Source organism: Plantactinospora sp. CA-294935 (assembly GCF_050936445.1).
In the GTDB taxonomy this organism is placed as follows: Bacteria; Actinomycetota; Actinomycetes; order Mycobacteriales; family Micromonosporaceae; genus Plantactinospora.
Window position 1 is genome coordinate 9,484,873 of record NZ_JBNJMU010000001.1, and the last position, 23,657, is coordinate 9,508,529.

General features: G+C 71.0%; 18 protein-coding genes. 15 read left to right on the top strand and 3 right to left on the bottom strand.

The genetic code is table 11. From position 1 onward, the window contains the following. The first annotated feature begins 225 nt into the window (after positions 1-225). The 7 genes from ACQEVC_RS41100 (at position 226) to ACQEVC_RS41130 (ending at position 6,644) form a co-directional block, all read left to right on the top strand. Entirely contained in the window at positions 226-1,512 is a 1,287-nt protein-coding gene (locus ACQEVC_RS41100; RefSeq protein ID WP_432889214.1) for an extracellular solute-binding protein, read from the top strand. Positions 1,513-1,517: 5 nt separating this feature from the next. Beyond that, positions 1,518-2,417 carry a carbohydrate ABC transporter permease gene (locus tag ACQEVC_RS41105; protein ID WP_432889216.1) on the top strand — a complete coding sequence of 300 codons (900 nt, stop codon included), beginning with the start codon at positions 1,518-1,520 and terminating at the stop codon, positions 2,415-2,417. Further along, a complete protein-coding gene (locus ACQEVC_RS41110) occupies positions 2,417-3,250 on the top strand; it encodes a carbohydrate ABC transporter permease (RefSeq protein WP_432889218.1) in 834 nt (277 codons plus the stop codon). The genes ACQEVC_RS41105 and ACQEVC_RS41110 overlap by 1 nt, the downstream gene beginning before the upstream one ends. After that, positions 3,250-4,977 (top strand): beta-N-acetylhexosaminidase, encoded by a 1,728-nt coding sequence (locus tag ACQEVC_RS41115; RefSeq protein WP_432889221.1) that lies wholly within the window; start codon positions 3,250-3,252, stop codon positions 4,975-4,977. Before ACQEVC_RS41110 ends, ACQEVC_RS41115 begins: the two co-directional genes overlap by 1 nt. A gap of 86 nt (positions 4,978-5,063) precedes the next feature. Further along, positions 5,064-5,285 (top strand): hypothetical protein, encoded by a 222-nt coding sequence (locus ACQEVC_RS41120; protein ID WP_318397857.1) that lies wholly within the window; start codon positions 5,064-5,066, stop codon positions 5,283-5,285. 207 nt (positions 5,286-5,492) lie between these two features. Continuing rightward, the gene (locus ACQEVC_RS41125) at positions 5,493-6,032 is read left to right on the top strand and encodes a permease-like cell division protein FtsX (protein WP_432889225.1); all 540 of its coding nucleotides are present in this window, start codon (positions 5,493-5,495) and stop codon (positions 6,030-6,032) included. 78 nt (positions 6,033-6,110) lie between these two features. Then, positions 6,111-6,644 carry a permease-like cell division protein FtsX gene (locus ACQEVC_RS41130; protein ID WP_432889227.1) on the top strand — a complete coding sequence of 178 codons (534 nt, stop codon included), beginning with the start codon at positions 6,111-6,113 and terminating at the stop codon, positions 6,642-6,644. A 20-nt stretch (positions 6,645-6,664) separates the two neighbouring features. On the opposite strand, the gene ACQEVC_RS41135 is transcribed toward ACQEVC_RS41130, so the two are convergent. The 3 genes from ACQEVC_RS41135 to aceA are packed head-to-tail and all read right to left on the bottom strand — an operon-like array spanning position 6,665 to position 10,816. Further along, on the bottom strand, positions 6,665-7,894 hold the full coding sequence (locus ACQEVC_RS41135; RefSeq protein WP_432889230.1) for a hypothetical protein: 1,230 nt from the start codon (positions 7,892-7,894) through the stop codon (positions 6,665-6,667). 37 nt (positions 7,895-7,931) lie between these two features. Next, entirely contained in the window at positions 7,932-9,533 is a 1,602-nt protein-coding gene (gene aceB, locus ACQEVC_RS41140) for a malate synthase A (protein WP_432889233.1), read from the bottom strand. Further along, complete coding sequence (gene aceA / locus ACQEVC_RS41145; protein ID WP_432889235.1) at positions 9,533-10,816, bottom strand: isocitrate lyase; 1,284 nt, start codon at positions 10,814-10,816, stop codon at positions 9,533-9,535. Before aceA ends, aceB begins: the two co-directional genes overlap by 1 nt. Before the next feature lie 194 nt (positions 10,817-11,010). On the opposite strand from aceA, the gene ACQEVC_RS41150 reads away from it, so the two are divergent. From ACQEVC_RS41150 to ACQEVC_RS41185, 8 genes are all read left to right on the top strand, one after another. Beyond that, a complete protein-coding gene (locus ACQEVC_RS41150; RefSeq protein WP_432889238.1) occupies positions 11,011-12,408 on the top strand; it encodes a short-chain fatty acyl-CoA regulator family protein in 1,398 nt (465 codons plus the stop codon). Between the two features lie 328 nt (positions 12,409-12,736). Further along, a complete protein-coding gene (locus ACQEVC_RS41155) occupies positions 12,737-14,434 on the top strand; it encodes a peroxidase family protein (protein ID WP_432889240.1) in 1,698 nt (565 codons plus the stop codon). A gap of 135 nt (positions 14,435-14,569) precedes the next feature. After that, positions 14,570-14,818, top strand: coding sequence for an MMPL family transporter (locus ACQEVC_RS41160; RefSeq protein ID WP_432889242.1), 249 nt, complete (start codon positions 14,570-14,572; stop codon positions 14,816-14,818). A 367-nt stretch (positions 14,819-15,185) separates the two neighbouring features. Beyond that, positions 15,186-15,839: a LuxR C-terminal-related transcriptional regulator gene (locus ACQEVC_RS41165; protein WP_432889243.1), complete on the top strand. Its 654-nt coding sequence runs from the start codon at positions 15,186-15,188 to the stop codon at positions 15,837-15,839. 282 nt (positions 15,840-16,121) lie between these two features. Continuing rightward, complete coding sequence (locus ACQEVC_RS41170; RefSeq protein ID WP_432889245.1) at positions 16,122-17,885, top strand: BTAD domain-containing putative transcriptional regulator; 1,764 nt, start codon at positions 16,122-16,124, stop codon at positions 17,883-17,885. After that, positions 17,885-19,987 carry a TOMM precursor leader peptide-binding protein gene (locus ACQEVC_RS41175; RefSeq protein WP_432889248.1) on the top strand — a complete coding sequence of 701 codons (2,103 nt, stop codon included), beginning with the start codon at positions 17,885-17,887 and terminating at the stop codon, positions 19,985-19,987. Before ACQEVC_RS41170 ends, ACQEVC_RS41175 begins: the two co-directional genes overlap by 1 nt. A 122-nt stretch (positions 19,988-20,109) precedes the next feature. Continuing rightward, positions 20,110-22,005 (top strand): TOMM precursor leader peptide-binding protein, encoded by a 1,896-nt coding sequence (locus tag ACQEVC_RS41180; RefSeq protein ID WP_432892007.1) that lies wholly within the window; start codon positions 20,110-20,112, stop codon positions 22,003-22,005. A gap of 9 nt (positions 22,006-22,014) precedes the next feature. Further along, on the top strand, positions 22,015-23,655 hold the full coding sequence (locus tag ACQEVC_RS41185) for a nitroreductase family protein (protein WP_432889250.1): 1,641 nt from the start codon (positions 22,015-22,017) through the stop codon (positions 23,653-23,655). The last annotated feature ends 2 nt before the right edge of the window (positions 23,656-23,657 follow it).

A 23,657-nucleotide genomic window follows, 5' to 3' on the forward strand; every position in this document is an offset into this window, starting at 1 on the left:
GCGGCACCGCCCGGAGGGCCGTACTCGCACGCGGTGCTCTACCTGGATCACTGAGCCGCTCCGGGAGTTGCCGTCCGGCCTGGCCGGACGGCGGCTCCGGCCTGTCCTGATAGGGCCTCTGAGCAGGGAAATTGTTACTTGACGGGCGACTGGCGGAACCCCAGCCTGGATGACATCCATATCGACCTAATTACGAACCTAGCTCGTTATTCGAGGAGGAAGCCCGTGCGGAAACTCCTGGCACTTCCCGCGCTGCTCGCGCTGGCGCTCGGCGCCGGTGCCTGCGCGCCCTCCACCGACGCACCCGCCGAGAGCACCGACAGCCGGACCGGCACCCTGCGGGTCTGGCTCTTCGACGAGGCCAACCGGGCCGCCAAGGAGGCGGTGGTCAACGAGGCGATCGCCGAGTTCACCGCCAAGAACGCCGACGTGCAGGTCGACGTCAGCTACCTGGCCACCGACACCCGGGCGGAGAAGTACAAGGGTGCGCTGAACGACCCGGCGAGCGCGCCGGACGTCACCGAGGTCGGCAACACCGACCTGGCCAACTTCGTCGCCTCGAACGGGATGGCCGACGTCACCGAGGAGAACCGGAAGTGGGCCGAGGCCGCCGACCTGCCGGCCGACCTGGTCCAGACGGTCACCGTGGCCGACAAGGCGTACGGGGTGCCGTGGTGGATCGGCGTCCGGGCGCTCTACTACCGCACCGACGTCTTCACCGAACTCGGGCTCACGCCCCCGACCTCGTACGCCGAACTGGTCGCCGCCGCCAAGAAGATCCGGGCCGAGCGCAAGGACATGCTCGGGATCGCGGTCGGCGGTCTCTACACCTTCGGCGCGCTGCCGTTCGTCTGGGACGCCGGTGGCGACATCGCGACCAACTCCGGTGGGACGTACACCGCGGCCATCGACTCGCCCGGGTCGAAGGCGGGGATCAAGGCGTACACCGACCTGTTCAGCCCGGAGATCTGCCCGGCCCAGCAGTGCGTCGACCTGACCGGCGGCGGCACCGTCGAGGCGTTCGCGGCCGGCCGGGCCGGGATGGGCATCCTGGGCAACTTCAACCGCTCGGCGGTGGAGGCGGGCGCGGTCAAGGGCAAGTACGGCGTGGTGCCGCTGCCCGGCGCCAAGCCCGGCTCGATCGCCCCCGCCTTCGCCGGCGGCAGCAGCCTCGGGGTGTTCCGCTCCACCACGCACCGCAGCCTGGCCGTCGAGTTCATGCAGTTGCTGGCGAGCAAGAAGTACACCCTGAAGCTCTACGACGCGATGGGCTTCGTGCCGGCGATGAAGTCCGGCCGGGCCGAGGTGATCGCCAAGGAGCCGTTCCTGAAGCCGTTCGTCGAGACGATGGAGGCGGGGACGAGGTTCGTCCCGGTCGACAAGGCGTGGACCACCATCGACGCCGAGAAGATCCTGCCGAACATGCTGCAGAAGGTGATCACCGGTAAGGCGACCGTCGACGCCGCGGCCGCCGAGGCGAACACCCAGATCACCGCGGCGTTCGGGAAGTAGCCGGCGTGCCGTCGTCCGCAACGATCCGCCGGCAGCAGCGGCTGATGCCCGGGTTGCTGCTGCTGCCGGCGCTCGCCGTGCTGGTGCCGATGTTCGGGTACCCGCTCTACCAGCTCGGCCTGCTCTCCCTCTTCGACTACGGGCAGCCGCAGGTCTCCGGCGGCGAGCCGGCCCGGTTCGTGGGGGCGGGCAACTTCGGTACCCTCTTCGCCGATCCGGCGTTCTGGACCGTGCTCGGCCAGACGGTGATCTTCGCCGCCGGGTGCGTGCTGGTGACCCTCGCCGTCGGTGCCACGCTGGCGGTGCTGATGACCCGGATCGGCAAGCTGGCCCGGACCCTGCTGTCGTACGCGGCGCTGACCGCCTGGGCGGCACCGGCGATGACCGGCTCGGTGGTCTGGATGTTCCTCTTCGACAGCAACCTCGGCCTGGTCAACGAGGTGCTGGGGCTGGACGGCCACAACTGGCTCTACGACCGGACCGTGGCCTTCGCCCTGGTCGGTGCGGTGGTGGTCTGGCACTCCTTCCCGTTCGTGATGATCACCCTGTACGCGGGCATCCAGGCCGTCCCGCCGTCCGTGCTGGAGGCGGCGGCGCTGGACGGTGCGGGCGCGGCCACCGCGTTCCGCCGGATCACGGTGCCGATGCTGCGACCGCTGATCGCGATCGTGGTGATCCAGTCGGTCATCTGGGACTTCAAGGTCTTCACCCAGATCTACGTGATGACCCGGGGTGGCGGCATCGCCGGCCAGAACATGGTGCTCAACGTGTACGCGTACCAGAAGGCGTTCGCCTCGTCGCAGTACGGGCTGGGCTCGGCGATCGGCATCGTGATGACGCTGATCCTGCTGGTGGTCACCCTGCTGTACCTGCGGGCACTGCGCCGCACCGGGGAGGTGCTCTAATGCGTCGCCGTGTCGCGGACACCGTCGCGATCCTGGTCGCGCTGGTCACGGTCTTCCCGATCTACTGGATGGTGCTGTCGGCGCTGAAGCCGACCGGCGAGATCCTCTCCGCCGACCCGCGCCCGTGGACGCTGCACCCGACCCTGGACCACTTCCGCTCCGCGCTCGGGGTGAGCGGCTTCGGCCGGTACTTTCTGAACAGCCTGGTCGTCGCGCTGGCCGTGGTCGCGCTGAGCGCGCTGGTCGCGTTCCTGGCCGCGGTGGCGCTGACCCGCTACCGGTTCCGGACCCGCAGCACCATCCTGGTGCTCTTCCTGATCGCCCAGATGGTGCCGGTCGAGGCGCTGAGCATCCCGCTCTTCTTCCAGATCCGCGACCTGGGCCGGACGGTGCCGGGCGTCGGGCTGAACACCCTCGGTTCGCTGGTGCTGGTGCAGTTGGCGTTCAGCCTGCCGTTCGCGATCTGGATGCTGCGCGGCTTCGTCGCGGCGGTGCCCCAGGAGGTGGAGGAGGCGGCCACCATGGACGGCGCCTCCCGGTTCACCATCCTGTGCCGGATCCTCTTTCCGCTGATCGCGCCCGGCCTCGCCGCGACCAGCGTCTTCTCCTTCATCACCGCCTGGAACGACTTCCTCTTCGCCAAGACCTTCATCATCAGCGCCACCGAGAACCAGACCCTGCCGGCCGCGCTGCTGGTCTTCTTCAAGCCGGACGAGAACGACTGGGGCGGCATCATGGCCGCCTCCACCCTGATGACCGTCCCGGTACTGGTCTTCTTCGTCTTCGTCCGGCGCCGGCTGGTCTCCGGGCTCGGTGGGGCGGTGAAGGACTGATGCCGCTGCCCCGTCCGGCCCACACCGTCGAGGGGTCGGGAGCGTTCGAGCTCGGTCCGGCGACGACCCTCGGCGCGGAGTCCGGCTGTGCCGGGGTGGCCCGGCTGCTCCGGGAGACCCTGTCCCGCTCCACCGGCCTGCCCCTGCCGGACCCCTCCCCCGGCGACGGCGCTCGCTTCGGGGGTGGCGCCGTCGCCGGGGGAGGCAGCATCGCGCTCGCCGTCGACCCGGCACTGGCCGCCGAGGGCTACCACCTGCGGGTACGCCCCGACGGCGTCACCATCACCGGCGGCGCCCCGGCCGGCGTCTTCTACGGCACGCAGACCCTGCTCCAGTTGCTGCCGCCGGCCGTGCACCGCCGGGCCCGGGTCTCGGCCGACCCGTGGAGGGTGCCGGCGGTGGAGATCTCCGACGCACCCCGGTTCGGCTGGCGCGGCTGCATGCTCGACGTGGCCCGGCACTTCATGCCGGTCGCCGGGGTACTGCGCCTCGTCGACCTGCTCGCCGCGCACAAGCTGAACGTGCTGCATCTGCACCTCACCGACGACCAGGGCTGGCGGGTGCAGATCCGGCGCTACCCCCGGCTGACCGAGGTGGGCGCCTGGCGGCCCGAGTCGATGGTCGGCTCCCGCCAGCACGAGCGCTTCGACGGCCGGCCGCACGGCGGCTACTACCGCCAGGAGGACCTCCGGGAGATCGTCGGGTACGCGGCGGAGCGCTTCGTCACCGTCGTACCCGAGATCGACCTGCCCGGGCACACCCAGGCGGCGATCGCCGCGTACCCGGAACTCGGCAACGACCCCGGCGAGCCGGTGGCGGTCTCGACCCGGTGGGGGATCTCCCGACGGGTACTGAACGTCTCCGACCAGACCCTCGACTTCGTCCGGCACGTGCTGGACGAGGTGATGGAGCTGTTTCCGAGCCGGCACATCGGGATCGGCGGCGACGAGTGCGACAAGTCCGAGTGGCGGGCCAGCCCGGCCGCCCAGCGACGCCGGACCGAGCTGGGGCTGCGCGACGAGGACGAGTTGCAGAGCTGGTTCGTCCGGCAGCTCCAGCGGCATCTGGCGGCGAACGGGCGGGTGCTGTTCGGCTGGGACGAGGTGTTGGAGGGCGGGCTGCCCGGCGAGGCGACGGTCGCGGCCTGGCGCGGGCCGGCGCTGGCGGTCGCGGCGGCCCGCGCCGGGCACGAGGTCGTCTCCTGCTGGGACACCTCCGCCTACCTGGACTACCGGCAGTCGGACCGGCCCGACGAGCCGATCCCGGTCGGCACCGTGCTCACCGTCGCGGACGTCCGGGCCTTCGAGCCGGTACCCGCCGAGTTGCCAGCGCAACTGCGGCACCGGATCGTCGGCGCACAGTGCAACCTCTGGACCGAGCACGCCGACAACCCGCGTACCGTCGACTACCTGGCTTTTCCCAGGCTCTCCGCGTTCGCCGAGGCCGTCTGGTCGCCGCCGGACTCGGCGGACGGCTTCGACGACCGGCTGCGGGAGCACCTGGGCCGGCTGGACGCGCTCGGCGTGGAATACCGGCCACCGGGCGGGCCGCTGCCCTGGCAGCGCCGGCCGGACGCGGCGGGCTGGCCGCGCCAGCGGGCCGACCGGGACGCCGAGCTGGCCCGACTCGCCGGCAACGTGCTGCGGCAGCGCACGGGTGGGCCCGGTTCCGGGCATGCGACGACTCCGCCCGGTCCCGGCCATCCGGCGGCCCCGTCGAGTTCATGATCCGGTCGAAACCGCGTCCGTCCTATCTGGAACAATGCTGGCCGGATCCGGCGCCGTGCCGGACCGATCATCCATTGGGAGCATTCGTGCCGGTTACCGCCAACCTCGCCAAGCTGGTCGACAAGGAGTACCAGGACAAGAGCGTGGCCGAACTCGTCGACGCCCCGGTCGCCGCGCTCGCCGGAGTCAGCGAGCGGGCCGCGACGCACCTCAAGGAGGCGCTGGGCATCAAGACCATCGGTGACCTCGGCCGCAGCCAGTACTTCCGTACCGCCAGCGCGCTGGTCGCGCTCGCCGACGACAAGTGAACCTTCTCAACCTCGCCGTGCGGTGCGGTGGACCGCAAGGTCAGACGCGGTGTGCGAGCGCCGCGCGGTTCAGGTTGAAAAGGTTCGGTAGTCGGCCGACACGCCGAGCCGCCGAGGCGTAGTCGAGTGTCGGGGTGCCGGCCTACCCGCCGGCGCCCCGACACGGCGGTACTGCGTATCGACCAGGGCTGGTGGACACTGGTAGCCATGTCCGACATGCCGCCCCAGCCGTCGGCGGATACGCCGTTGCCTACTGGTTCGTCGTCCACCGTGCCCGACCGGCCCGCCCCGGGGCGGCGTTGGATCGTGGTGGCGGCCGTCGCGCTGGCGGCGATGCTCGTCGGTGCGCTCGCCACCGCCGCGACGCTGTTTGCCATCCGGGACGACCAGCCGCAGCCGCGGCACCGGTACGAGGTGAGAGTGCGGCTGGACCTTGCCGCCACCGCCGAGCAGAAGGCGGTGGTGGAGTCGGCGCTGTCTACCCGGTACCCGGCCGATGCGATCCGGACGGAGAGCCGGGACGAGGCGTACGAGAGGTTCAAGGAACTGTTCAAGGACCAGCCGGATCTGCTGGACGCCGTCCGTCCCGATTCGCTCCCCGAATCGCTGCTGGTCGTGACGGTCGGCCGGCTGTTCGACTGTGCGGCTTTGGTGGCGGTAGAGGGGATGCCCGGGGTGGACGGGATCGTCGTTCGTCAGCTCGCCGCCGTGGGACGCCCTGACGCCGTCCTCCTGAACTGTCCATAGCCGCTGTCGGCGGAACGTCGTCGAGGGCCGCGTCGCCGGATACTGCATAGCGCCCCGGGGTGGTGGACACTGGTAGCCATGTCCGACATGCCGCCCCAGCCGTCGGCGGATACGCCGTTGCCTACTGGTTCGTCGTCCACCGTGTCCGGCCGGCCCGCCCCGGGGCCGGGTTGGATCGTGGTGGCGGCCGTCGCGCTGGCGGCGATGCTCGTCGGTGCGGTCGCCGCCGCCGGGTCGTTCCTGGTTCTCTCGTTGGTCGGGCAGCCGCAGGATCGCTACGTCGTGACGGTGTTCCTGAGCACCGACGTCACCGCCGGGCAGAAGGGTGCGGTGGAGTCTGCGCTGTCTGCCCGGTACCGGACCGAGAAGGTTCGGCTGGACAGCGCTGAGGAGACGTCGGAGAGGTACCGGGAGCAGTTCCAGGGCACCCTGGACACGACCGGCGGAACGCCCGAGGAGGTGTCCGAGTCGTTCCGGGTCGAGACCACCGGCGAGGTGTTCGACTGTGCGGTACTGGCTCCGGTGGAGCGGATGGCCGGGGTAGACCTGATTACCGTTGTCCAGCCTCCCGCTGGGGATCGTCGCTACGGGCTTCTCGTGGACTGCCCGTAACCGCGTCGGCCGGCGCCCGACTACCCCTGGCCGGCGTACGACCGCAGCGTGACGTACTTGTCCGGCAGGCCGTACCCGCCGACCAGCAACCGGAAGTTCCCGAAGTACGAGCCGTCGATCCGCCACACCTGCTCGTGCTCGGCGAGCTGCCGGACGAGCCGTCGCTGCCGCTCGTCGAGGGCGTCGAACGGGACGTCGCCGGTCAGCGGCCCAGCCGGGAAGGCGAGTTTCAGCGCCTCACCGACCACGTGCAGCGCCTCGACGCCGGAGACGGCCGGAATCCGGTGCAGCAGCGCGTCGAACGTCTCGACCGTCCGGCCGGCACCGAGCTGGGCGAGCGCCCGCCCGGCGTACCCGGCCAGGTCGCCGTCGAGGAACGGCACCCGGTCGTCGCTCGGGCTCTTGCCGCCGGCCCAGCCCAGCAGCTCGGCGGCGACCGCCCGATCCGCCCCTGGCCCGTGCGCCCGGGCCAGGCCGATCGCGGCCCCCCACCGGACCAGCGGACGCCGGTCGTCGAGCAGGGCGGGATCCGGCGCCCCGCCGAGCAGCCCGATCGCCACCAGCGCGGTCGCGGCGAGAACGGTGTGATCCGGGCCGTCCGCGGCCGTCGCCCCGGCCTCCAGCGCCTCGGTGACCGCGCCGGCCAGCACCGGCAGGCTGCCCTCGGCCTCCTCGGGAAACCAGGACAGCGTGTACGCGGCCATCACCCGCAACTCCAGGTCGTGCTCGCCGGCCAGCAGGGTACGCAGCAGCGGCACCCCGGCCCGGACCGCGTCGTACGCGGCGACCAGCACGTGGGCGTACAGCCGGTCCTGGTCGTCCTCGGAGAGTGACTCAAGGTACTCGGAGTCGCCCTCGTCCTCGTCGAAGTCGTCGTCGCCCGGATGCGGGGCGGCGGCGAGCAGTTCCGCCCCGCCGGCCGCCTGCTGCCGGTGCTCGGCGATCGGCAGCCCGTCGGGCAGCCACATCTCGTCGTAGCCGACGGCGATGGCGGCCAGCAGGCCGACCAGCTCCTCCCGTTCGGCGGTGGCCGGGTCGGCCAGCAGCTCCAGCAGGAACGGCACCGCGTACGCCGTCGCCTCGTACCGGCTGCCCTGGTGGAAGATGTTGCCGTAGAGCTGCCAGCGGGCCTTCTCCCGGATCGCGGCGTCCGGCGAGCGCAGCGCACGGATCTGCTCGGGCACGTCCTCGGCGGAGCCGTAGGCGTTCCCGAGCCGTTCCCAGTCAATGTCGTCGAGTCGTTCCAGCACCCGGCCATGATGTCAGCCGGACCGGCCGGCGGATGCCCTACCGGACGAGCGCCGTGGAAGTTACCAGGTGCCGGGCGTACGCCTCGGTGGTGAAGAAGGCCGGCAGTTCCTCGCCGAGCGCGGTCTGCACGAAGATCTCCGCCGCCCGGGTCAGCCGGTCCCGTTCGGTGACCGACCGTTCCGCGTTCAGCCTCGTCACCTCCTCGACCAGGATGGACCGGACCAGTTCCTCGGTGACCCGGCCGCCCTCGGCCAGCGGCGTCGCGTGGTGCAGCCACTGCCACACCTGGCAGCGGGCGATCTCGGCGGTGGCCGCGTCCTCCATCAGGTCGAAGATGGCCGCCGCGCCGGTGCCGCCCAGCCAGGCGTCGAAGTAGCGCAGCGCCACCGCCACGTTGCCGCGCAGCCCCGCGCCGGTGACCCGGCCCGGGGTACGGTCCACCGACAGCAGGTCGTCCGCGCCGACCGTGACCTCGGGGCGGCGCCGGTCGAGCTGGTGCGGGCGGTCGCCGAGGACGGCGTCGAAGGCGTCCCGGCAGACCGGGACCAGCCCGGGGTGGGCCACCCAGGAACCGTCGAACCCGTCCGCGGCCTCGCGCTCCTTGTCCGCCCGGACCTTGCCGAGGGCGGCCCTGTTGACCTCCGGATCGCGGCTCGGGATGAAGGCGGCCATCCCGCCGATCGCATGCGCACCGCGCCGGTGACAGGTCCGGACCAGCAGTTCCGTGTACGCCCGCATGAACGGCACCGTCATCGTCACGTCGCCCCGGTCGGGCAGCACGAAATCGTCCCGCCAGCCGAAGTTCTTGACGATGCTGAAGATGTAGTCCCAGCGTCCGGCGTTCAGCCCGGCGCAGTGCTCGCGGAGTTCGTAGAGGATCTCGTCCATCTCGAACGCGGCGGTGATGGTCTCGATCAGCACGGTGGCCCGGACGGTCCCCTGCGGGATGCCGAGATAGTTCTGCGCGAACCGGAAGACCTCGTTCCACAGCCGCGCCTCGCGGTGGCTCTCCAGCTTCGGCAGGTAGAAGTACGGGCCGCTGCCGGCGTCGAGCTGGCGCTGCGCGCAGTGGAAGAAGTAGAGCCCGAAGTCGACGAGGGTGGCCGAGATCGCCCGCCCGTCGACCACGACGTGCTTCTCCACCAGGTGCCAGCCGCGCGGCCGGACCACGATGGTGGCGAGGTCGTCGCCGAGGGCGTACCGCTTGCCGCCCGGCGCGGTGAAGTCGATCCGCCGGTCGATCGCGTCGACCAGGTTGAGCTGCCCGCCGATCACGTTGTCCCAGGTCGGCGCGAGCGCGTCCTCGAAGTCGGCCAGCCACACCTGCGCACCGGAGTTCAGCGCGTTGACCGTCATCTTCCGGTCGGTCGGGCCGGTGATCTCGACCCGCCGGTCGTGCAGGCCCGGTGCCGGCGGCGCCACCCGCCAGCTCGGGTCGGCTCGGATCGCCTCGGTCTCGGGCAGGAAGCCGGGGAGCTGGCCGTCGGCGTAGCGGGCCCGGCGGGCCCGCCGGGTGTCCAGCAGGGCCACCCGGCGGGCCGCGAACTCGCTGTCGAGCGCGACCAGGAAGTCCAGCGCCTTGGGGCTGAGGATCTCCTCGTAGCGCTCCCGCATCGGACCGTTCACCACTATCCGCATCAGAATTGCTCCTCTTCGGTCGAACCGCGCAGTGCGGTGGTCTCGGCGGCCGGGTTCAGCACCGTGCTGACCAGGTCGAAGTAGCCGGTGCCGACCTCACGTTGGTGCTTGACCGCCGTGTAGCCGTACGCCTCGGCGGCGAACTCCCGCTCCTGCAGCGACACGTACGCCGGCATGCCCTCGACGGCGTAGCCCCGGGCCAGGTCGAACATCGAGTAGTTCAGCGCGTGGAAGCCGGCCAGGGTGATGAACTGGAAGCGGTAGCCCAGGTGCCCCAGTTCGCGCTGGAACTTGGTGATGGTGGCGTCGTCGAGGTGCTTGCGCCAGTTGAACGACGGCGAGCAGTTGTACGCCAGCAGTTGGTCCGGGTACACCGCCTTGATCTCCTCGGCGAACCGGCGGGCCAGTTCCAGGTCCGGGGTGCTGGTCTCCATCCAGAGCAGGTCGGCGTAGGGGGCGTAGGCGAGTCCCCGGGCCACGCAGGCGTCGAACCCGTTGCGGACCCGGTAGAAGCCCTCGGCAGTCCGCTCGCCGGTGACGAACGGCCGGTCCCGCTCGTCGACGTCGGTGGTGAGCAGCGTCGCCGCCTGCGCGTCGGTACGCGCGACGATCACCGAGGGGACGCCGGCCACGTCGGCGGCGAGCCGGGCGGCGTTGAGGGTCCGGACGTGCTGCCCGGTCGGCACCAGCACCTTTCCGCCGAGGTGCCCGCACTTCTTCTCCGAGGCGAGCTGGTCCTCCCAGTGCACCCCGGCCGCGCCGGCCACGATCATCGCGGTCATCAGCTCGTACGCGTTCAGCGGCCCGCCGAACCCGGCCTCGGCGTCGGCGACGATCGGGGCGAGCCAGTCGATCCCGGCGTCGTCGGCCCCGCTGCGGCGGCCCTCCGCCGTCTCGATCTGGCCGGCGCGCAGCAGCGCGTTGTTGACCCGACGCACCACCGCCGGCACGGAGTTGGCCGGATAGAGGCTCTGGTCCGGATAGGTGTGTCCGGCGAGGTTGGCGTCGGCGGCGACCTGCCAGCCGGAGAGGTAGATCGACTTGAGCCCGGCCCGGACCATCTGCACGGCCTGGTTGCCGGTGAGCGCACCGAGCGCCGGGACGAAGTCCTCCTGGTGCAGCAGGTCCCACAGCCGCCGGGCGCCCCGGTCGGCGAGGGTGTGCTGCTCCTGCACCACGCCACGCAGCCGGACGACCTCCTCCGGCTGATAGACCCGCTCGACGCCCCGCCAACGCGGGTCGGTGGCCCATTCGGTACGCAACCGCTCTGCCGGCGTGCTCATGGAAGTCTCCTCCGAAGTTCGTCGACAACTCACGGTCCATCAGGACTTGTCGAAACTGTGGCACGGTCTCCGTCAACGGGTCGAGACACGGAAACAGCCAACTATTGAAAAGTCTCGACCGTATTTTGCGAAGTTGCGAATGTGCTGCTTTACAGATGTGTTAATGTGACTGGATCCGGGCGGAGGGAGGCGCCGTGGCCAAGACGTTCGCAGGTGCGCGGCTCCGCCGGCTGCGCGAGGAGCACGGCATCAACCAGATCGAGCTGGCCCGGCAGCTCGCCATCTCGCCCAGCTATCTCAACCAGATCGAGCACGACTCCCGCCCGCTGACCGTCCCGGTGCTGATCCGGATCACCGAGGTCTTCGGCGTCGACACCGCCTACTTCGCACCGCACGACACGCCCCGGCTGGTCGCCGAGCTACGCGAGGCGCTGCCGACCCGGGCCAGCCTGCCCGACCTCACGGAACTCGCCGGCAAGCTGCCCGAGGTGGCCGAGGCGGTGATCGACCTCTACCGGCGCTACCGGCAGGTCGACGACCAGCTCGCCGAGGTGGTCGGCGACCGGGGGCTGGTGCCGGGTCGCAGCCCGCACGACCAGGTCAGCGACTTCTTCTACCGTCGGCAGAACTACGTCCCGGAGCTGGACGAGGCGGCCGAGGCACTGGCCGCGCAGATCGGGATCCGCCGGGGCGAGACCCGGGCCGCGCTCAGCGACCGGCTCGCCGGCCGGCACGGCATCCGGATAGTCCGACAGGATCCCGACTCGCTCGCCGGCGACCTGCACCGCTACCGGCCGGAGACCCGCACCCTGCACCTGTCGACCTCGCTGCGCTCGGGCCAACGGGCGATTCGGATGGGCGCCCAGATCTCACTGCTCGAATTCGCCGACGTCATCGACGAAATCATCGAGGAGGAAAACCTCGACGATTTGCAGACCCAGATCCTGATGCGGGTCGGATTGGCGAACTATTTCGCCGCCGCACTGATTCTGCCGTACCGGGAATTCCTCACCGCGGCCGAGACGATGCGGTACGACATCGAACTGCTGACCGACCACTTCGCGATGGGCTGGGAGAGCGTCTGCCACCGGCTGAGCACCCTGCAGCGACCGAGGGCGCGCGGAGTGCCGTTCTCGTTCGTCCGGGTGGACCGGGCCGGCAACATGTCCAAGCGCCAGTCGGCGACCGGCTTCCCGTTCTCCCGCTCCGGCGGGACGTGTCCACTCTGGAACGTCTACGAGGCGTTCGGCGCTCCTGGCCGGGTGATGACCCAGGTGGCGGCGATGCCGGACGGCCAGCGCTACCTGTGGATCGCCCGCACCGTGACCCGGCACCACGGCGGGTACGGCCAGCCCGGCAAGACGTTCGCGATCGGGCTGGGCTGCGAGACCCGGCACGCCGGCCGGCTCGTCTACTCCGCCGGGATGGACCTGCACGCGACCGAGGCGGCCACCCCGATCGGGCCGGGTTGCAGGACCTGCGAGCGGATGACCTGCCCGCAGCGGGCCGCCCAGCCGATCGGCCGGCAACTCGACCTCGACGAGAACCGGAGCACCTTCATCCCGTACCCGCTGCGCGAACGGGACAGGTAGTCCACAGGGGACGCTCAGCGAACGCCGAGAAACTGCCTACAGTGACTGGCTAATTGCCTCAGCGTGACGGTCCGGCTCGGCTTCGGTCGCATGCTCGACACTAGGTGGACGACCCTGGCGGTGCTGCGGACTCTTGGCCCTAAGTCGACTGAGACCGGCATGGTGCACCGGGCCGGGTCGGCTGGTCCGCGCCGATCGCGGACGTTCACGGGGGTCAGGCAGCGCGGACGCACGTTGCGTCGCCGTGCGTACGCGCCTGTCGTGCACATCCCTCCCCCGTCAGTCGAACCGGGTCCGGGTGCTGGTCACCACGAGGGAGGAACGACGAATGAAACGGCACATGCGGGAGGACTATCTCGTCGAGGGCGAGGGCCTGCTCTGCTTCGACGACAAGCACGAACCGAGCACCCGCCGCCCTTCGACAACCGCCGAGCTGCGCAAGTTCCGGTTCTCCCGGCTCGGCCCGGAGGGTCGGGCCCTGTCCGAGCCGACCCGCACCGCCGTCGCCGAGGCGATGGTGGCCGGCGCGAACGCCGATTCGGCGGACCCGGCTGTTCCGGCCGGGTACACGTACCTCGGCCAGTTCGTGGACCACGACCTGACCATGGACAACACCGCCGCCGCGCTGGGCGAGGACGTCTCCGTCGACGAGTTGCTCCAGGGCCGCTCCCCGGCGCTCGACCTCGACTCGCTCTACGGCCGGGGGCCCGGGGACAAGCACGACCGGGTCTTCTACTCGGCTGACGGCGTACACCTGAAGACCGGCACCACCGCGGCGGTGGCCGGCACCGACCCCGTGGTCAACCAGGACCGGGACGGCTTCGACCTGCCCCGGTCCGGGCTGGGGTCGAGCAAGCGGGAGCGGCGGGCGGCGCTGATCCCGGACGCCCGCAACGACGAGAACCTGGTGGTCGCCCAGACCCACCTGGCGTTCATCCGGTTCCACAACCGGGTGGTCGACCAGTTGGCCGAGGGCGGGCTCTCCGGACCGGCGCTGTTCCGGGCGGCCCGCTCGGTGGTGGTGAAGCACTACCAGTGGCTACTGGTGACCGACTTCCTGCCCCGGATCGTCGCGCCGGAGGTGGTCGACGAGGTGTTCAGCCGGGGCCGCCGGTTCTTCGAGGTCTCCGCCGGCTACGGCCCGGGGCGGCGGGACCGGGCCGTGCAGCCGGGCGACCGGCCGACCATGCCGATCGAGTTCTCCGTCGCGGCCTACCGGTTGGGACACAGCATGATCCGTGCCGTGTACGACTGGAACCGCGTCTTCAACACCTCGGACCACCCGGACGTGCTGGCGGCCGGCACCCTGGAGCTGCTGTTCCAGTTCTCCGGCACCAGCGGGATCCTCTCGCCGGACGGCACCATCGCCGACCCCGAGTCGGGGTCGTTCGAGCGGCTGCCGACCAACTGGATCGCCGACTTCCGCCGCCTGTACGACTTCACCGAGGCCGGCCGGGACGACCTGGTCGCGGTCGTCAAGCGGGACGAGACCGATCCGGGGCAGCGGCAGCTCAACCTGACCCAGCGGATCGACACCCGGATGGTGGACCCGCTGCGCAACCTGCCGCTCGGATCGTTCGGCGGCCAGGAGGCGCCGCCGGCGATCGAGCTGAACCTGGCCTTCCGCAACCTCACCCGGGCCGTCATGGTGCGGTTGGCCAGCGGTCAGCAGATGGCCCAGCTCTTCGACCTGGTGCCGCTCAAGGCCGACGAGATCCTGGGCGGCCTGGACGGCGCCGTGCTGGACGGGCTGACCGACGAACAGAAGACCGAGCTGACCACCAACACGCCGCTGTGGTTCTACATCCTGCGCGAGGCGGAGTTCAACGGGGGCCGGCTCGACGGTGTCGGCGCGCGGATCGTCGCCGAGGTGTTCCACCGGGCCATCGAGGGGAGCCGGATCTCGATCCTGCGTGACCCGACCTGGCGGCCCACCCTCGGGCCGGACGACGAGACGTTCCGGATGGTCGACCTGCTGCTGTACGCCTTCGAGGGCAAGGCCGAACTACTCAACCCGGTCGGCTGAACCGAGCCGTACCGGTTTTCACCGGGCCTGCCCGGGCCCGGCAAGGATGTCGAGCGGCCGGTCGGTGGGGGGCGGACGCGCCCGCACCGGCTGGCCGGCTCGGCGTCCGCCCCTGCTGGCGGAGCCCCCGATTCGGTGGCCGGTGCCGCCGCCGAACTGATCCTCGCCGGCACCTTCGCCTCGCTGATGCTGGCCGGCAACAGCACCCTGACCCAGATGGGTTTCGCCATCTCCTGCGGCATCGCCATCGTCGCGTTCGTGATGTCGCTCTTCCTGACGCCGGCCATCACCGCGCTGCTCGGCCACGCCGCCTGGTGGCCGGGGCACGAGGACACCGCACCCGGTTTCGGCGGGCGACACCGACGGGACGGGCCCGCCGCGTGACGCCCGCCGGGGAAGCCCGATGGCGGACCGGCCAGGGCTGCCAGCACAGGTGACCGTCGGGGATGTCGTGGCCAGGACGCGTCAGGATCACCGGTCCCGCGGCCAGCCCTGCACCAGCCGCACCGTTCCCGGTGACGACCATCGCCGGGGTGCCGCACCTATCATTGCTTGATTCACAATGTGGACAGCTCGCACCCAAAGCACTGAGACCAGGATCATTGCGCCTGGTCGTCGACCTGGCAGCCCGCCTACCGGCGTTGTATATCGAATATACAAATCTTGTACGGGTAGCCGACAGCGCCTCATCTACATTGCATCGATCAACGAAGTGTGACGCGCTGGCCCGCTGTAGAGGAGCGCCGCCGCAATGAGCCTCAAGATCGCGATCATCGATGATCGATCTGTTACCTTCCGCGGGTTGATCGAGGTGCTCAAGGACGCGGCGAGTCTGGAATTGGCCGGCGTCTTCGCCGCCTTCGCGGATCCGCAGTTGCTCGCGTATCCGCGGGACGCCCTCATCGCGGTCGGAGATCCGTTTGCCCAGCCGGTCCGCCGGCCTCTCCAGCTACCGGGGAACCTCCCGGTAGTGGTCATGTCGAACTCGACGGACCCCGACGACGTGCGGGCGGCGCTGCGCGCCGGTGCCCGGGGCTACCTGTCCAAGGGAGCCAGCGTCACCAGCCTTGTCCGGGCCATCGGCGCCGTTGCCGCCGGCGACTTCTACCTCGGAAGCAACCTCGGCCCCGTCCTCGCGGCCGATCGCTCGCTCTCCGACCAGCCCGGCGACGGCCCGGACCGGACCGCCGGCGCCGTGTCGGTCAACGTCCTCACGCCGCGGGAGCGGGAGGTGCTCACGCTTGTCGCCCAAGGCCTCACCCACAAGCAGATCGGCCAGCAGCTCGGCCTCTCCAAGCCCACCGTGGACACCTACCTCCATCGGGTACGGCGAAAGGTGCGGGCGCACAACAAGGCCGGGCTGACCCGGGTCGCCATGGAACTGCGCCTCATTCCGGGAATCTGATCCGTCGCGGTCGACGGCTGCCCGCAGCACGGCGACCGTCGCTCACGAGACGACCGCTGGAATGTGACGTATCCGGGCCGACGGATGCGGGCTACCTTTTGCCGTGACCAAGCCTCGAAACATTTCGGTCATGCGTAACAGTCCCAGGTAACGGGACCGTCGCTGGCTGCCGGCTCGACGAGCGAACGGGAGGGTGCGATGCGACCGGCCGTGCGGACAGCGAACCCGGATACGGACGGTGATACGGCCGAGCGGCTCTCCGAGGCCGAGGTGACATTCCGGGTGCTTGGTCCGCTGGCACTCGCCAAGGGCACGGAGGCAGTCGTGCTGCAGCCGTCCCGGGTGACCAACCTGCTCGCAGCGCTGCTGCTGCGCCCCAACGAGGTGGTCTCGGTGGGCGCCCTGCAGGAGGCGATCTGGGGCGACGACCAGCCGGCGGCCGCGAAGGGGGCGCTGCAGACCTGCGCCATGCGGCTGCGCCAGCTGTTCGTCCGGCACGGGATCACCGCCACGGCCATCGAGACGGTACCTGGCGGATACCGGGTCCGCGCGTCCGCCGAGACGGTCGACCTGGTCCGGTTCCGCGAACTGGCCAAGGCTGCCGATTCGCGACCGCAAGACGATCAGCAGCTGGTGCTCCTCGAGGCGGCCCTGGCGCTGTGGAACGGTCCGGTGCTGGCCAACGTGCCGTCGGAAGCGTTGCACCGCGACGTCGTACCGAGGCTGAACGAGGAGCGGCTGCGGGTCCTGGAGCGGCTCTGCGACCTGAAGATCCAGCTAGGGTTCACCGCGACCGCCCTGGTCCAACTCTGGGAGGCCACCCGCGCCTACCCGGGGAACGAACGCTTCGCCGAGCAGCTCATCGAGGCGCTGTACCGGACTGGCCGGCAGACCGAGGCGGTGGCCGAGTACCGGAGGATCAAGGACTACCTCTCCGGCGAGCTGGGCGTCGACCCCAGGCCCCGCCTGCGGCGGCTCGAGTCGAGCATCCTGACCGGACAGCTGCTGGACGGGCGGGCTCAGATCACCACCTCCGCCCAGCCCGCCGAGCCGCACGACACGGCGGCGAGCCGGCCGTCCGTCCGGGCGCCGCGGGAGTTCGTCGGACGCGCCGCCGCTGTCCGGGTAGTGGCCGGACGGCTCGTCACCGCGACGGGCATCGTCGTGCTGACCGGCCCACCCGGCGTCGGTAAGAGCGCGCTGGCCCGGCACGTGGCGGCACGGATGAGAGAGGACTTTCCGGCCGGCCAACTCATGATCAAGATGCGGGCCCCGGGTGGCGAGCCACTGACCACCGACGAGCTGGCCGCCCGGGTGGCGGGCTGGACGCGCACCGGCGCACGGCGACGCGGCCTGCTCATCCTGGACGATGTGGTCGACGTGCAGCAGGCGCTCACGGTCGCACCGATGTGGACGCCCGGGGACGCCGTCCTACTCACCAGCCAGTTCAGTCTTGCCGGAGTCGTCGCGCGGTTCGGTGGTTGGATAGAACGGCTGGAGGGGCTCAGCCCCGCCGAGTCCGTCACGCTGCTGTCCACGCTCATCGGCGAGGAGCGGGTGGAGGCCGAGCCGGCCGCCGCGGCGGAGCTCGCCGAACTGTGCGGCCAACTGCCGCTGGCGTTGCGGATCGCCGCCGGCCGTCTGCTCACCCGGACCAGGGCGAGCCTGGCCGAGTCGGTTGCCTGGCTCCGCGAAGATCCGATCACTCGGCTGGCGCTTCCCGGCGACCCGGACATGTCGTTGCTCAGCCGGTTCGACACGGCGGTGAACCGGCTGCCCCCGGCAATTGTCGACGCGTTCCTGAGCCTCGGTACGCACGACCAGGACGCGCTCGCACTGCCGGCCGTGGCGGACCGGCTGCAGGTCACGCCCGACGTCGCCGAGGCGATAGTCGACCAGCTCGCCGACGCCAGCCTGTTCGACGAGCGTCCGGGGCACTACCGGATGCGCGAACTCCTTCGGCTCTACTCCCGTGCCGCCACCGACGGTCGGCGGCCGGACGTCGGCGCCGTTGTCACCCTCACCGCTTCAGGAACGGAGTTCTGATGTCAGCTATATATGAGTCCGTTGCTGCCACCCGGCCTCGGATCCGCCGAGATGTGCTTTTCACCGCCGCGTACGACGGCGTTCTCTTTCACAACCCGGCCGGCGGCTTCCGGATCACCTCACCCAGCGCCTATCGACTGGCCAGGCTGCTGGTCCCGCACCTCAACGGACGCCGGACGGTAGCCGAGCTCTGCGCCAAGCTGCCCGAGCCGCAACGCGCCATGGTCGGCGAACTTGTCAGCGCCCTCTTGACCCGCAAGCTCGCCCGCGACATCCCGCCCGACGAGGTGGATCCGGCGACGGTCGTCGGCGCGGCGGTGGCGAAGCGGTTCGCCAGCCAGATCGGCTACATCGACCACTACGTCGATGGCGCGCCGCAACGGTTCGCCGCCTTCCGCGACAGCACCGCGGCGGTCATCGGGAGCGGGCCGATCGCGCACGCCTGCGCCACCAGCCTGGTACGCAACGGGATGGCCCGGGTGGCGCTCGTCGGCAGGGGCGACGGGACCGCCGCCGCGGAAGCCGCGGAGCTGCGCTCCACCGGCGTACCGTGCACGGTGCTCGACTGGCCGTCCGGCGGAGACGAGCTGAGCTGGGCCGACCTGACCGAAGCCGACGTCGTACTGGTGGCCGGTGGCGACGGCGCCGCCCGGTTGGCGCACCGGCTGCTCGCCGCCGGCGTTCCCGAGGGCAAGACAATGATTCCCGCCTGGACGTTCGGCAGCCGGGCGATCGTCGGCCCGGCCTGCGGTGCCGGTCACCAGGGCTGCTGGTACTGCGCGATGCTGCGGCTGACGGTCAACGCCGGCGGTGTCGCCGCCGCCGACGTCTGGCGCCAGGTGGCGGTCGCCGCCGCGCCGTCGACCCTCCCCCGTCCGACCGGCCCGCTGGCTGCCATGATCGGCAACCTTCTGGGGTTCGAGGTGTTCCGACTCACCACCGGCGCCTTGACCGCGGAGACCGACGGCAAGTTGATCGTGCAGGACCTGGACTCGCTCGACGTGGTCAGCGAACCGCTGTTGCCGCACCCACTGTGTGTCTACTGCCGGCCGGAACCACCGCGGATCCCGCTGGCCGCCGTCGTCGTCGACGCGCCGTCGCCCGCCCAGGTCGCCGACGAGGACGAGGCGGCCGACGCCGCGGCCGAAGAGCTGGCCGCGCGGGACCTCCTGCTGCAGCCGCACGCCGGCGTGTTCCAGCGCTACGACGACGAGGACTGGGAGCAGACGCCGGTCAAGATCGGTACGGTACGGTTCACCGACCCGTCGGGGACACCCCGGCGGATCAGTGCCTTCGACGTACACCATGTGGTCGGGGCCCGGACGCGCGCGCTGGCGCTGGCCGCCGTCGCGTACGCCGATCAGCTCGGCGCGGGCGCGTACGACAAGGGACCGGTTACCGGCGACTGCCTGACGAGCGACGCGCGGGTCGAACTGCCGCGGGCGGTGGTCGAGCCGTTCGGCATCGCCAACGCGGACCGGGTCGTCGAGCCGAGCCGCGCCGGAGCCGGGGCTGGCTTCGACCCCGCCGCGGCGATTCGGGATGGGCTCGCCTCCGCCTTGGCGTTCGCCGCGCTGCGGGACGCGATAGCCGGTACGCCGGTGGCGCAGGTGCCGCTGGACGCTCTCGGGGACGACCCGGAGCTGCGGTTCCTCGCCAAGTCAGCGGCGAATCTGGACGTCACCGTCGAGCTACTCGACCTCACCGCGAGTGCGCCGGGTGGGGTACCCACGCTGCTCGGCCGGTGCGTCGAGCCGCACAGCGGCGGAAAGCTCTGGTCGATCGCCACCGACCCGTCGTGGCGGAAGGCCGCTGTGCGTACGCTGTGCGACCTGCTCGGGCGGGTCCAGCTTCGACAGCAGTCGGCTGACCCGGAGGCCACCGACGGGTGTGACCCCATGCTCGTCGACTTCGACGCCGACACCCTCGCGGTGGCCGGTACCGCTCCGGTCGGGCTCGACGCGGATGGCGGCTGGCAGGGTGTGCTGGACGATCTGGCGAAGGCCGGCACAGATGTCGTGGTGGTGCCGATCGGCGGCGCCGACCTGCCGGCCGGTGGACTGTCCGCGGTCCGCGTCGTGCTCCAGGAACGGTCCTGTTGATGAGCTCGTCCGCCGTGGATCCGGGACACCGGATCACCGCGGCGCTCAGCGCGCTGCTGAACGCCGCCGACCCGTCGTCGCCGGTCGTCGTGTATCCGCTCGGCGTGCGCGACGAACTCGGCGTGCGTGACGAACTCAGGGTGCGCGACGAACTCGGGGTGCCCGGTGAGCTCAGGGTGCCCGGTGAGCTCGGAGTGCCCGGTGAGCTCGGGGTGCGCGACGAACTCGGAGTGCCCGGTGAGCTCGGCGTGCGCGACGAACTCACCGCCGCAGTGCCAGCGGGTGGCGTCGCGACAGCGCATGCGCGGGTGCTGGTCTACGGCCGGCATGCCCTGCTCGCCCCGGAACCGGGCGGGGTTGGCTGTGCCCGTTGTCTCGCCCGCCGATGGCAGGCGATCCGGCCGGCGGAGCTGCGCGACGCCCTGGAGCTGGGTGGCGAGACAGCAGCCGCGGGGGACTGGCCCTACGCGACCCCGTTCGCCGCGGACGCCCTGCGCGCCCTGCACGCGGCGGCCGGCAGCGACGCCACAGCCACCGTGCACGTACTCGACCTGGAGACGCTGCGGGTGGGCCGGGTACCGCTGGTCCCGGACGGCGACTGTACGGAGTGCGGCCGCGCGGTGCCGGACGCGGCCACCGCACCGGAGTTGACGGCGAGCCCGAAACGCACGCCGGACTCCTTCCGCACCCGCGATGCCGCCGACTATCCACTTTCGACCAGCGCGTTGGTCAATCCGGTCTGCGGAGTACTCGGCACCGGCCTGTGGCCCGACGTCACGTCACGGTCGTCGTCGGCGGTGCACGGAGTCTTCCAGGTGCGCGGCGGCGAGTACCTGCGGGACATGCTCCACGGTGGCCATGCCGACAGCTACGCGCGCAGCGCACGGCTGAGCCTGCTCGAGGGGCTTGAGCGGGCCGCTGGGATGCGCCCGTCCAGCAAGCGCACCACGGTGGTCGCGGCGCTGGACGATCTCGGCTCCGACGCGCTCGACCCGCGCGAGTGCGGGGTGTACGCGGACGAGTTCTACCAGTCGAACCGCTACATCAAGCGGTTCGCACCGGACCGGCCGATCCCCTGGGTCTGGGGATGGTCGATGCGTGACGCCCGGCCGATTCTGGTACCCGAGGTGCTGGTCTACTACCACCACGCGAGGGTGGAGGATCGCTTCGTCCAGGAGTGCTCCAACGGCTGCGCCTCGGGTGGCAGCCTGGTGGAGGCGGTGTACCACGGCCTGCTGGAGGCGATCGAGCGAGACGCCTTCATGATCGCCTGGTACGGCAGGCGCTCCCTGGCGGAGATCGATCCCCAGACCAGCCGCCGCCCCGAGACCCGGCTCATGGTGGATCGGCTGGCGATGTACGGCTACCGGGCCCGGTTCTTCGACACCAGGTGCACGTTCGACATCCCCGTGGTCACCGCCGTGGCGGAGCGAATCGACGGAAGCTTCGGCACACTCGCCTTCGGCGGCGGGGCGAGTCTGGACCCGGAGACCGCGATCGCCGCGGCGCTGTGCGAGATCGCGGCCGACTCGATCGCGCTCAGGGTGCGCGCCGCTGGCGACGAGCCCAGGCTGCGCGAGATGGTCGACGCCTATGACAAGGTGCTGAACCTGCACGACCATCCACTGCTGTACGGGCTGCCGGAGATGCGCCGGCACGCGTCGTTCCTGCTGGACTCCGGCGCCGCGCCGCGCTCGATGACCGAGACATATGCCGGTGCCCGGCCGGCTCCCCCGCTCGCCGCCGACCTGCGCGACGACCTCGAACGATGTGTGTCGACGGTGACCGCGCAGGGCTTCGACGTGGTCGTGGTCGACCAGACCCGGCCGGAACAGCGGGACCTCGGCCTGCACACGGCCAGTGTGACGGTACCGGGGCTGTTGCCGATCGACTTCGGCTGGCAGCGGCAGCGGGCCCTGCACATGCCCCGGCTACGGACCGCCCAGCGCCTTGCCGGGCTGGCCGACCACGACCTGCGCGATGACGAGATCCACCGGGTCCCACACCCGTACCCCTGAGGCGAGGCGATGACAACAACCGACACTGCCGACAGCTACGCGCACGAGTACGCGACGGCAATCCTTATGCGCAACCGGGTCCCGATGCCACCGGTCGGCTTCAACCCCGACTGGTCGGACAAGCCCCGGCCGACGAAGCACTATCCCGGCGCCCTGTCGTTCCCGTTGCCCGACATGCCACCGCCGCAGTCCGCCACGGTCGGTGCGGGCATCGCTCCGGAGCCGGGCGACGAGGCGTTCAGCCTGCCGATGCTGGGCGCCATGCTCCGCGACTCCTACGGGCTGATCGGCCGCCGGCTCGGCCTCCAGGCCAACACCGACACACCCGGGTATCCGTCGTACGCACGGGCGACCTGGCACCGCGGCACCGCCTCCGGTGGTGGCCTCTACCCATGCAGCGTCTACTGGATCGCCGGGCCCGGGGCCGGAGTCTGCCCGGGGGTGTACCACTACTCCTGCCGGCACCACGCGATGCAGCGGTTGCTGGCCGGTGACGTGACGGCGAGGGTACGCGCGGCCGCCGACCTCCCGGTCGACTCCACCCAGTTCCTGGTGATCGGCGTCAAGTACTGGGCGAACTCCTTCAAGTACAACAACTTTTCGTATCACGCGGTGTCGATGGATGTGGGTACGCTGCTGCAGACTTGGCGGTTGTGGGCCGGTGGCCAGCGGCGGCGGATCGAGCCGAGCTTCTGGTTCGACCAGGAGGCGCTGCGCCACCTGCTCGGAGTGCCCCCGGACGAGGAGGGCCTGTTCGCCGTCGTACCGCTGAGGTGGACGGCGGCCGGGGCGACCCACGCGCCGTCCCGGGCGACCACGGCAACGGCAACGGCGACGGCGACGGCGACGGCGACGGCGACCGACGGTGCCTCGGTGCTGCGGCGCGACAGCGAGCGGTCCCGCGTCGTACTGACCTTTGACGCGTTGCGGCGCGTCCATCGGGAGACGGCGGAGTCGGCCATGCCTCGGCCGGAGTCGGGTGCCCTGGCCGCCGCCGCGGCCAGGGCGGTGCCCGATGGCGGTGACCGGGTGACGCTTCCACCGGCGCGCACGATGGACATGCCGATCCGCACCGCGCTGAGCCGTCGGCGCAGCAGCTTCGGCCGGTTCGACGGCAGCGTCGCGATGGACGGGGCCGACCTGGCCGCGCTGCTCACCGCCGCATCCTCCGCGCGCCTGCCGACCGAGATCACCAGTGACGACGGGGACCTGGCGAAGTTCTATCTCTTCGTCAACCACGTCCGCGGGGTGGCACCCGGCAGCTACGAGTACGACCCGGCGCGCCACGAGCTGCGCGCCATCCGGCCCGGCCCACCCGGCATGTTCCTACAGCGCAACTACTTCCTGCCCAACTACAACCTGGAGCAGGCCGCAGTGGTGATAGTGCCGACCATCCGGGTGCACGCGGTGCTGGACGCGGTCGGCCCTCGTGGCTACAACGTCGTGAACGCGACGATCGGCGCCGTGGCGCAGAACGTGTACACCGCCGCGGCGGCGCTCGAGGTCGGCTGCGGTGTCGCGCTCGGGTTCGACGGCGTCTCGTACGTCGAGGAGCTTGGCCTCGACGCGACCGGCGAGACGCCACTGTTGATCATGCTCGCCGGCCACGAGCGAGACCTGCCCGGCGACTACCGGCACGAGCTGCGGTGAGC